The sequence below is a fragment of the Mailhella sp. genome (assembly GCF_057866825.1).
The window spans coordinates 1-11565 of the sequence record NZ_DBMAHT010000031.1 but is presented as its reverse complement, the minus strand read 5'-3'; the positions used below and the strand labels follow the sequence as shown (position 1 = coordinate 11565).

Sequence of the window (11565 nt, the reverse complement as noted above, 5' to 3'; positions counted from 1 at the left end):
GAAGGCCTGACGCACGCCGACCATGGCGTTGCTGACCTTGAAGGCGTCGCCCACCACGCTCAGCTTGACCACGTCTTCGAGTTCGTCGGCGAGCTTGTTCACCGGGCGGGAGCCCAGGGCGATGACGACGTAGTCGAAGCGGTCGCTCTGGGTCGAGCCGTCCTTGCGTCTCCAGGTGACCGTGCCGTCTTCGTCGATGGAGAGAATCTTGCAGGAGGTTTCAAAGCGTGTGCCGTGCTCGCGCAGCGAATCGAGCAGGAAGGTGCGTCTGGTGGCGATTTCTTCGGCGGCGATTTCGGGGAGCATGTCCACGATGGTCACGGAGCAGCCGTATTCACAGAGAAAGTCGGCCGTTTCCGAGCCCACCATGCCGCCGCCGGCCATGAGCACCTTGCCCTTGCAGGCGACTTCGCCCTTCAGCACCTGGGAGGCCAGCACCACCCTGGGGCCGTCGATGCCCGGAATCGGGGGCAGGAAGGGCGTGCTGCCCGTGGCGATGATGACGTTGTCGGGATGTTCGGCCACGCAGACGGCCTTGGTGAGCGGGGTGTTCAGGCGCACTTCCACGCCCAGCCGCTTGAGCTGTTCGACCTGCCAGGCCGGGAAGCTCGAAAGGTTGCCCTTGGAGGGCGGCACGGCCGCCAGCACGAACTGTCCGCCGAGAGCCGGAGAGGCCTCGAACAGGGTGACGTCGTGGCCGCGTTCCGCGGCGATGATGGCCGCTTCCATGCCGGCCACGCCGCCGCCGGCGACGAAGACGCGGCGCTTGTTCAGCGCGGGCTGCTTTTCATGTAAAGCTTCGTAGCCGAGTTCGGGATTGACCAGGCAGCGTATGCTCTCGTTGTTTCTCAGGCGGCCCTGACAGCCCTGAATGCAGCCGATGCAGCGGTTGATGTCCTGCGGACGTCCTTCGGCCAGCTTGCGGGGCAGGTACGGATCGCTCAGGGAATTGCGTCCCATGACGACGGCGTCGGCGCGGCCCATGCTCAGAATGAGTTCGGCCATGCCCGGCTCCGTGATGCGCGACACCGTGAACACCGGAATCTTCACCACGGTTTTGAGCTTTTCGGCGTAGCGGATCACCCAGCCCGGATCAATGTTCAGGGGCGGCACGATGGAGTATTTGCAGCCGTACAGGCCCACGGAAGCGTGAATGGCGTCCACGCCGGCCTCTTCCAGCACGTGCGCGACATAAATGGAATCTTCGAGCACGCGGCCGTCGCGTATGAGTTCCTCGGTGGAAATGCGTATGGTCACCGGAAAGTCCTTGCCGCACTTCTCACGGATGTCGGCGATGACTTCGAGCGGGAAGCGCATTCTGTTGGGCAGCGGGCCGCCGTATTCGTCGATGCGCTTGTTGGCGTGCCAGGACATGAATTCGGCAATCAGGTAGCCGTGGCCGCCGTGGATTTCCACGCCGTCGAAACCGGCCTTCTTGGCGCGGAGGGCGCAGTCGCCGAACTGGGAAACGATGGTCTTGATCTGTTCGATGGTGAGCGCCTGCGCGCCCTGCTGCACCAGCGGACACGACACGGCGGACGGCGCAAACGGAAGTCCTTCGTGCGGCACCTTGCCGTGAACCTGACGACCGGCGTGATAGATCTGCGCAAATATCTTGCTGCCGTGGGCGTGGACGCGTTCGGTCAGCTTTCTGTGGCTTTCAATCTGTTCGTCCTTCCAGAGTCCGGCGGTGATGTAGCCGCGTCCGCTTTTGCACACGGCGTAGTCTTCGGTGACGATGAGTCCCCAGCCGCCCTTGGCCTTTTCTTCGTGATAGGCAATGTACTGTTCCGTGGCCATGCCGTCGTCGTCGCAGAAGTCGGAGACCATGGGGGCGACGAAAAGACGGTTGGGAATGGTGACGGATCCGACCTGCAGGGGGGTGAAGATGTGCTCATACGTTTCTTTGTACATGCTGAGGCTCCTTGTAGTGTCTTGTCATTGCTGGAAAAGCGCGGTGGGCGGCATATTGGTCGCAGATATTTGCCTTATTGCAGACTGCCTATTTCCCTGTAGTAGCGTTCGGCTCCGGGATGCAGAGGGAAGGCGAGATTGGTGCAGCCGACCTTGGGGTCGATGGTGTCCCATTCCGGGAGGGCCAGGGCGATGTCGGCGCGGTGCGTCATGATGAGTTTGATGAGGTTGTACACCTTTTCTTCGGGAAGCTGGGCGCTCACTATCCATTCGGTGGAGTTGCCTATGCAGAGCACGTCGCCGTGCTTGCCCGGGAAGAGATCGTCGGGGAGCATGTGCGCGGAGAAGCCGTACTTGGTCTTCATGAATTCGGCGGTTTCCTGCGCCAGCGAGATCCATTTCAGATTGGTGCTGTTGACGAGTTCCTGAAGGAAGGGGCCTTCGTTGGGGCCGAACCACAGGAAGATGTCGAGCAGGCCGTCCTGCATGAGGGCCACGGAGTCGCTGGTGGCGTTCGTCATGATTTTCCAGCCCATGTTCCGCAGGTCGGCGTAGGTGAGACCGCAGGATTCCACAATGCCGTTGAACGCCACTTCGGCCATGCCGCCGCGGGGGCCCACGCCGATGGATACGCCTCTTTTTTCCTTGAACAGCTGTTCCAGCGACTCTATCTTGCTCTCTTCCCTGGCGACGATGTGCAGGCGGGCGAGGTCGCCGGTATTCAGAATGGAGCAGACGTTGCCTATTTTCTTTCTGTAGGGAGCGGTGCCGTTTACGGCGGCCACGCCGAGCACGTGCTGGGTGACGGTGAGATCGCACTTGTTCTGGGAAGCCCGCACGATGTTGCCCGAAGCCGCGCCGGGCAGCAGCTGGAATTCCGCGCCGGGACATTCCCGAGTCACGATCTTGCCGACGGCCGCGAGGCCGATGGTGAAGGTTCCGCCGGACGCCGCGCCCACGGCGACGATGTTCATGTTTTCCGCACCCTGAGCGGGGAAGGCATACATCATGAGCGCCATCAGAGCGCCGGTTATCAGCTTTTTCATACTAGGCTCCCTTGGTGAGGTTTTCAGTTTCCAGACTGCACTTGCCGGCCGCCCGGCACTTGATGATCTGGGAGGCGACGGCGAGTCCGATGCAGACTATGCCGATGACGTCGGTGATCTTTCCGGAATCCACCATCATGAAGCCGCCCACGATGAACAGCGCGCGTTCCACGATATTGGCGTTGGTCTTGAAGTAGCCCTGCACGCCGGCGGCGATGCTTATCACGCCGAGGAAGGAGGTGCAGGCCGCCTGGATCAGGGAGAACCAGTCGCCTTCAAGCAGGAGGTTGGGCTGATAGATGAACATGAAGGGAATGATGAATGACACGCAGGCGAGCTTCATGCCCACCATGCCGGTGCGCATGGCTGAGGCGTCTGCAATGGCCGCGCCGGCGTAGGAGGCCAGGCAGACCGGAGGCGTGATGACGGAGAGCACGGCATAGTAGAGCACGAACAGGTGGGCCGACACCACGCTGAAGCCGGACTTGATGATGAGCGGCGCGCCGAGGCTGGCCACCAGGATGTAGGCGGGAGCGGTGGGCACGCCCATGCCCATGATGATGCACACGAGCATGATGAGCACGAGGATGATGAAGCGGTTGTCGCCGGCGACGGAGGAGACGAAGTTGATGAAGGTGAAGCCGAGGCCGGTGAGGGTGATGACGCCGACGACGATGCCCGCGCAGGCGCAGCACGAGGTGATCATGAGGGAGTTCTTGGCGGCAAAGACGAAGGTGTCGTAGAGCTTGCGGATGCCCATTCTGGTGTCTTTGCGGATGAAGGACATGAGATAGATGGAAAGGGTGGAAAGCAGGGCGGAGAGCACCGGGCTGCAGCCCATGACCATGAGCACGATGAGCAGCAGGATGGCGGAAACATAGTAGATCTGCCGATAGATGCGGTGCACGTCGGGAATCATTTCCGGGGGAATGGTGCCGGCGTTGTGCTTGCAGGCCTCGAAGTGGATCATGAAGAAGAGGCTGGCGTAGTACAGGATGGCGGGCAGCAGGGCGGCCTTGGCCACGGCGAGGTAGCCGACGCCGGTGATGTCGGCCATGATGAAGGCCGCGGAGCCCATGACCGGGGGCATGATCTGACCGCCGGTGGAGGCCACGGCTTCCACGGCGCCGGCGAATGTGGGCTTGTACCCCACCTTCTGCATCATGGGAATGGTGATGTTGCCGGTGCCGTACACGTTGGCCACGGCGCTGCCGGAAATGGTGCCGAACATGGCGCTGCCGAAAATGGCCACCTTGGCCGGGCCGCCCTTGGCGTTCTTGGTCCAGTAGCAGGCGAGGTTCATGAACAGATCGTTCATGCCGCTTTTTTCAAGAAAGGCGCCGAAGAGCACGAAGGCGAAAATGATGGTGGCGGCGTTCGACAGAGGAACGCCGTAAATGCCGTCGGTGAGCAGGAAGACGTGTTCCACGATTTCTTCCACGGACTTGCCCGAATGATGCAGGAATCCGGGGAGATAGTCGCCGAAATAGGTATAGAGAAGACCGCACGTGGCCACGATGACCAGCGCAACGCCCGACGTGCGGCGGGTGATTTCAAGCACAAGGAGAATGGCGGCCACGCCGATGAACATGTCGACGTCCGTCAGCGGATCGACGTAGGGCAGCCTGTCGAAGATGTAGTCAAAGTAAACGTAGAAGAACGAAGCGATGACGAAGGCGAGAATGCAGCAGATGAAGTCGACGACGCGCAGAAATCGGAAGGAGTTCGACTTGCCGTAGATGGGAAAGATAAGAAATGTAAGCGCCATGACGAAGCCGAGATGGAAGGCTCGTTGTATGGATGTGTCCAGCACATAGAGACCGGAGATGGTCACTATCTGATAGATGACGAACACAATGCAGATGGCATTGGTCAGCGGCGTGATGATTTTCTTTTCAAAGGCGTCTGTCGACATGGCGAACTCCTGCTGTCATGCACGAGGCCCCGGCCTTTGCATCCACCTGCGGATGCACGCCGGGGCCTGTGGCGTATTGATGGGCACGTTGACGTGCCGGGCTATCAGAATCGACGGTAGTCTTCAGGATCAATACCAAGCGCACGAGCAGCGTTCTTGTACATGACCTTGTCGCGCACTTCCTCTCTGAGCGGGAAGGAATTGAAGATGTCCAGCCCTTCCTTCATGGGCACGAAGGGATAGGAGCTGCCGAACAGGAACTGATCCTGAATCATGCAGTTGGCGGCGTCGATGTAGCGGCGCCACCAGGCGGTGTGGTTCAGATACATGTCGGGGCACAGGAAGAGATTGGGATGACGCAGCGCGCAGAAGATGGACTGATCGACGTAGGGAACGCCGCCGTGAATGTTGATGACGGTCAGCTTGGGGAAGTCGTTCAGCATTCTGTCGAGATAGACGGGGTCGGAATAGCTGACGTCGGGACCGGTCATGCCGCCGGCCATGATGAACACGGGAATGTTCTTTTCCTGCAGGTAGTCATACATGGGATAAATTCTGGCGTCGTTGAAATACATGGGCTTCGGGCCGCGGCCGGGTTCCAGACAGACGGCCTTGACCGGGCCGTTCACGACCCACTTTTCAATGAGTTCCATGGAGCGGCGGAGCTGGCAGGTGTCCAGGGCAATGGCGCCGTAGAAGCGCTTCGGATAGTCGGCCATGATCTGGGCCACTTCTTCCGGGGTGACGTAGGGCTCGGGAGCCGCGCCCCAGCGGGCGGGAGCCAGACCCAGATCGATGCGGGCTTCATCCATTTCCTGCAGGCAGAGTTCCAGGGATTTTTCCCGGACGGAAGGAGCCATTCCCACGCCGAAACGCTTGTGGAATTCATAGGCGTGACCATTGTACACGGTGGAATGGAGGTACGATTCCGTCGCGGGGCGCAGTCTTGCATCAATAATCATCTGATACTCCTTACAAGAATAAAGTTGCCTGTGACACCGGCGTTGTGAGCACCGTGCGCACATGGGGTGTCGGATTATGCCCTTTATGTAGCAAATAGCGTGCCAACACCCGCGATTTCCGCAGAAAAAGAGACGTGAAGAAGAGATATTTATAATCTATTGATATTATTATTTATTATAAACGGTAAGCCTGCGTGTTGCGCAAAAAGTCCCGCCGACGGAACGTCCGGGGCGGCATGTGATTTTTTATCTGTGTCTGTTTTTTGAAAAGCAGACACAAAAATTCCAAAAAACAGACAAATGGGCATAGTCCGACATACGGCCGTTGTACAAAATCCATGCGCAGTCTCCGCCGCCAGGTGGCCGCGTATTCTGCGCTCGGGCGCATCCGATCGAGGCGCTCGCCGAGGCGCGCGTGGCAAAGACGCCCCGCCCGGAAAGGCAAAACGGCGCCGCATGACGGGCGGCAGAGGACACGGCACGCAAAAAAAGGACAGTATGATCCATACTGTCCTGAATATTCGTTTTTTGAAGCATGATGAGGAAGATGATATTTCTGCAATAATAAGCATTCTCTTGCGCACATTTCGGGAAGCATCGTTGAAAATATACATATACCAGAATATTATTTGTATATTTTCGGATCAATACCGTACTTTGCGCATTTGTAGTAGAGCGAACTTCTGGATATATTCAATATTTTTGAACTTCCGTACACGTTTCCACGCTGTTGCGAGAGAATGTTCCGTATGATGGCTTCCTCGGTCTTATACAGCGACTGACTGCTGAAATCGTGCATGGTGGAGGACGGTGTCGGAGAGGTGTCGTCGAATGCGCCGTACTCGCGGACTATGGAAGAGGGAATGTGCTCAAGTCGAATGGTGTCGCAGCGGCAGACATAGACGGCGCGGGTGATGACGTTTTCAAGTTCGCGCACATTGCCGGGCCAGGAATATTTTTTGAAGACTTCCAGGACTCTGTCGTCTATTTTTTTTATATCGGTGTTGAAGTTGTTGGATATTTTATAAACAAAGTAATTTGCCAGCGTCTCCACGTCTTCCATGCGTTCCCTGAGTGCGGGAATGTGAATGTTGAACACGTTCAGTCGATAGAAGAGGTCTTCGCGGAACATGTTGTCGGCAATCGCCTTGTGCAGATTCCGGTTGGTGGCGGCAATGATCTTGACGTTGATTTTTCTGCTCTGCTGTCCGCCAATGCGGCAAAGTTCGCCATCTTGCAAAATTCGTAACAAGTTTGCCTGAATATGCAGGGGCATTTCGCCTATTTCATCAAGAAAGATTGTGCCTCCGTCTGCAAGCTCGAATTTGCCTGCCTTGCCGTGCCGGCTTGCGCCGGTGAACGCGCCTTCGGAGTAGCCGAACAGTTCGCTCTGCACGAGCTCGTGGGGGAGAGCTCCGCAGTTCACGGCGATGAAGGGCTTGCCGGAACGCGCGCTCGCGTTGTGAATGGACTGGGCAAACAGTTCCTTGCCGGTGCCGCTTTCGCCGATGAGGAGCACGGGAAAGTCGTTCAGGGCCGCGCGTCTGGCGTAATCGACGGTTTCCAGCACGGCGGGCGAACGGCCGACGATGTCCTTGAAGCTGTACACGGCCCGGGGCACGGGGACCTTCTTGAGATCCTTGATGCGCGAAACTTCCCGGAACGTGAGCACGATGTCCTGATTCTCGGAGATGGACATGGAAAGCACGCAGGTGATGGAGGCTCCGGTCAGAGCGTTGACGCACACGGACTTTTCGTCGATGAAGGGCGTTTTGTTGACGATTTTTTCCGTGACCACGCTGTTGAACGACATGAGGTCGAAGATGTTCTTCGAGATGCTTTCGCAGTCGAGGTCGAGCAGTTTTTTGGCGTACTTGTTGACGAGATAGACGGAAAAGTTGTGTTCGAGGAAGATGAGGCCGTCGGTAAGCACGCTGATGAGCGTGTTCTGCCGCTGCAGGAGCGTGTAGGCCTTGATCTGTTCGGTGATGGCGTTGACGGAAATTTCGATGATGCTGCGGATGAACGGCTTGAACTCGTCGGCCCTGACGATGACGCCGAGAAAGCCGAGCACACGGGTTCTGGTGGCGTTCCAGATGGGGGAGGCGGTGCAGGCGATGTTTTTGTTCTGGATGCAGTAATTTTCGTTGCCGATGACGGTGATGAGCTTTTCTTCGTGGCGGCAGGTGGCGATGCCGTGCGTGCCGATGTGGCGTTCGTCGAAGGTCATGCCGAGGCAGACGCTGTCGTCCTGGCTGCGCAGGTCGATGACGGTTCCGGAGGCGTCGGTGAGAATGACCGTGCGGATGATGTCTTCATTGAAATAGAAAATGTCGGACAGGATGACGGAAGAGCAGGAAATGAGCACGTCGTTTTTCTTGACGGCCTTGTCGAGTTCCTTCTGCGGAACGATGACCGTTTGCAGCGACTGATAGTTGACGTTGTAAACCTTGCTTCTTTTCCAGGAATTGTAAATGGAGTTGCGCAGCACCTTCTTGTCGATGTTTTCGCCGCGGATGAACATTTCCCATTGATTTTTTACCTGTTCCTGACAGTCGGCGTCGCTGGGAACCTTGAATATGTTCTTTGAGAGTTTCTGATACAGCATGCCGCACTCCTCCCGCCGTTCTTGTCCGGAACGCTCGGCCTTCTTGGCGCCGCTTGTTACATGAAAACTACCTGAAAATATTTATTTAATAGGTACATAAAATTTCTTGTGTTGTAAAGGCGTTTGCTCGTTTTGCCCGGCAGATCCGCCTTGCCGGACACGGCGGAGGCGGTGGCGAAGCCGCGGCTTCCGAGCGCTGAAGAACCGGCGGAAGAGCTGATTCCGCCGGTTCGGACATGTTGTTGCCTGCGGCGTCGCCTCTTTTCGGAGACCTGCCGTCTGCGGGCGGCGCCGGGCGTTTTCTGGAAGCCCCCGACCGCTGCCCTTCCGGGGCGTTGCGGCCTGGGCGCGCCTGTTCTGCGCTAGAGCAGGCGGTACACGGCCGGGGCGACTTCGGGAAAGCGTTCCCGCACGCCGGGGTCGTGCCCGGGAATGACGTTTTCTGCCGTTTTTGCCGTGCGGCGGATGGTTTCCAGCGCCTGAAACACTTCGTTCACGTCGTAGTGGATGCCGCAGGGAATGGTTTCTTCCAGATTTTTGAGAAGCGGACAGACGTCGCTGGTCAGAAGCCGGGTTTCGTTGTCCTTCCGGACGCTGACGGCCAGAAGTCCCGGCGTGTGACCGCCGAGGCGCACGGCGGTGATGCCGTCGGCAATGGGGCAGAGATCATCCTCGATGATGCGGACTCTGCCGTCGAAAAGCAGGTTCATGAAGTTTTTCAGCGCCGGGAAATAGTAGTGCTTCGCGTAGGTTTCATACTTCATCCACGCGCTTGTCACGTAGTGGATTTCCTTCTGATGCACGTGATAGACGGCGTTGGGGTAGAAGTTGTCGCCGGCGTAGTGATCCCAGTGCAGATGGGTGAGAATGACGTGGCGGACGTCTTCGGCGCTGAAGCCGAGACTCTTGAGAAAATCGACGGGATGAATCTGCGGTTTAAATTCGATGTGCAGAGCCTCGGTGCATTCCGGGGTAAAGGACTGATCCACGAGCACGGGGCCGAGTTCATCATCCACGATGCACCAGTTGAAGTAGGCGGAATAGATGGTTTCGCCTTTTTTTTGCCGGTACTGGTAGAGCATGTTCTGCATGTTTGCGGGACGTATTCCCATGCAGAAAGCGTAAAGCGCCTGCACCATGTGTCACTCCGTGAAGAATTAATGCCCGGCTGCGGCGAGAAGCGCGGTCAGATCGTGTTTGGCGTTGTCGGCAACGTAGCGCAGATCGGAGCCAAGAGAGATGATGTTCCCTCCTTTTTCCCGGAAGTATCGCGCGCCGTCAAGGGAGAACTGGAATGATCCCACGCTGATGCCGTGCGCGGCGCATTCGGCGACGGCACGGCCCACGTATTCGCGAAATTCCGGATCCGCCATGCCGCGCGGCACGCCCATTTCCTGCGCGAGGTCGCCGAGGCCGATGAAGAGCGCGTGGATGCCGGGCACCCGGCCGATGTCGAGAATGCGTTTCATGGCTTCTTCCGACTCTATCTGCGCAATGAGGCATTGCCGGTCGTTGGCCGTGGCCGCATAGTCCTTCAGCGTGCCGAAGCGGGTGAGGCGTGTGGTTCCCGCGTAGCCGCGTATGCCCTTGCGCGGATAGGTACAGGCGGAAACCAGGGCTCGGGCTTCGTCCGCGCTCTGCACCAGCGGAAACATGAGGTTGTCCACGCCGAGAAAGTCCATGACGCCCTTGAGCGCGTCGGGATCGTGTCCGGGCACGCGGAGCACGGGCGTGCAGCCGGGGCACACCTGCACGGCCCGCACCTGGGCGAGCATGTTTTCCGGCGAGGTGAAGGTGTGCTCGGCGTCGATGACGATGAAGTCGTAGCCCAGGCAGGCCAGCATTTCGGTGATGTGGCTGTTGCCGCTGAACACGATGGTTCCCAGAGGAACGCCGCCGTCGCTGATTTTTCTGCGGAGCGGATTGAGCGTCATGAAAAGCTCCTTGCTGAGCCGGCGGCGTCGGGCGGCGTGCCGGGAAGAAGGTCGAAAGGGCGGAGACTCCCCCAAATGGGCGCTCCGTGCGGCCGGAAGACGGCGCTGCCCTGTCTAGTCGGTCGGGCAGACGACGCGCACGCGGCTTGAGGCGGTTTTGCGCAGGGCGGCCATGGTTTCCGCGGAAGGGCCGGCGACGCCGGCAAGGGAGTAGGCCCGGCCGATGTTGCCGTACTTTTCTTCGCCCAGGCGGTGATAGGGCAGAAGCTCGTAGGACGCCTGCGGGAACTGGCCCGCGAATTCGGCGATGCGGGCGATGGTGTCGTCATCGTCGTTGAATCCGGGAATGATCGGCGTGCGTATGAGCACGGGCAGGTTCGGCATGTCGCGGCACAGACGGGTGATGTTCTGAAGAATGAGCCGGTTGTCGACGCCGGTGCCCCGGCGGTGGGCTTCGGGATCGATGTGCTTGACGTCGATGATGGCCTGATCGAGATACTGGGCCAGACGATGCAGGGTGTCGTATTCGGCGTAGGCGCAGCTTTCGATGGCGACGTGAATGCCTTCTCGGTTGGCCAGGCGGCAGACGGCTTCGGCAAAGCGCGGCTGGGTGAGCACTTCGCCGCCGGAGAGGGTGATGCCTCCGGAGCTGTAGTTGTAGAAGAGCGCGTCGCGTGCGGCCATGCGCATGACCTCGCCCGCAGACACGCTTTTGCCGATGACTTCTATGCAGCCCGAGGGGCACACGGCGGCGCAGGTCCGGCAGTTGACGCAGGCGGCGGGGTTCCAGACCACGGCGTTGCCGTTGCGGCTCAGGCAGTTCCGGGGGCAGATGTCTATGCACTTGCCGCAGCGTTCGGCGCCGAGGCAGCGGGTCACGCGCCGGGAGATCTGCGGCGAGGAGGTCTGGGATTCCGGGTTGCAGCACCAGTAGCAGCGCAGCGGGCAGCCTTTCAGAAAGATGGTCGTTCTGATGCCGGGTCCGTCGTGTACGGAGAATTTTTGTACGTTGAAGATGGTGCCGGTGACCTGTTCGAGTTCGCTGTCGTGCATCATGGGCTTGTCCAGAAGGGCCGGCGGAGTGCCGCGGCCGGAAAAAGAGGGCTGTGCCCGCTTTCGCGGGCACAGGGAAGGCTACAGAGTGGTGTGCTCGACACGGGCGATGATTTCATTCTGCAGCGAGGGG

Annotated in this window: 8 protein-coding genes; all 8 read right to left on the bottom strand. The window is 59.0% G+C overall.

What is annotated here, in order from left to right; translation table 11 throughout:
- Window positions 1-1914 (bottom strand): oxidoreductase (locus ACZM96_RS04880; RefSeq protein ID WP_489487732.1); only part of this gene is annotated, 1914 nt, incomplete at its 3' end.
- 74 nt (window positions 1915-1988) lie between these two features.
- Complete coding sequence (locus ACZM96_RS04875) at window positions 1989-2960, bottom strand: TAXI family TRAP transporter solute-binding subunit (protein WP_489487731.1); 972 nt, start codon at window positions 2958-2960, stop codon at window positions 1989-1991.
- 1 nt (window position 2961) lies between these two features.
- On the bottom strand, window positions 2962-4875 hold the full coding sequence (locus tag ACZM96_RS04870) for a TRAP transporter permease (protein WP_489487730.1): 1914 nt from the start codon (window positions 4873-4875) through the stop codon (window positions 2962-2964).
- A 104-nt stretch (window positions 4876-4979) separates the two neighbouring features.
- Entirely contained in the window at window positions 4980-5837 is an 858-nt protein-coding gene (locus ACZM96_RS04865; RefSeq protein WP_294485491.1) for an amidohydrolase family protein, read from the bottom strand.
- A 625-nt stretch (window positions 5838-6462) separates the two neighbouring features.
- Window positions 6463-8445, bottom strand: a complete 1983-nt coding sequence (locus ACZM96_RS04860; RefSeq protein WP_489487729.1) for a sigma-54 interaction domain-containing protein — start codon at window positions 8443-8445, stop codon at window positions 6463-6465.
- 362 nt (window positions 8446-8807) lie between these two features.
- On the bottom strand, window positions 8808-9584 hold the full coding sequence (locus ACZM96_RS04855) for an N-acyl homoserine lactonase family protein (protein ID WP_489487728.1): 777 nt from the start codon (window positions 9582-9584) through the stop codon (window positions 8808-8810).
- Window positions 9585-9602: 18 nt separating this feature from the next.
- A complete protein-coding gene (locus ACZM96_RS04850; RefSeq protein ID WP_489487727.1) occupies window positions 9603-10379 on the bottom strand; it encodes an HpcH/HpaI aldolase family protein in 777 nt (258 codons plus the stop codon).
- Between the two features lie 114 nt (window positions 10380-10493).
- Window positions 10494-11435 (bottom strand): glycyl-radical enzyme activating protein, encoded by a 942-nt coding sequence (locus ACZM96_RS04845; protein WP_489487726.1) that lies wholly within the window; start codon window positions 11433-11435, stop codon window positions 10494-10496.
- Window positions 11436-11565: the final 130 nt, after the last annotated feature.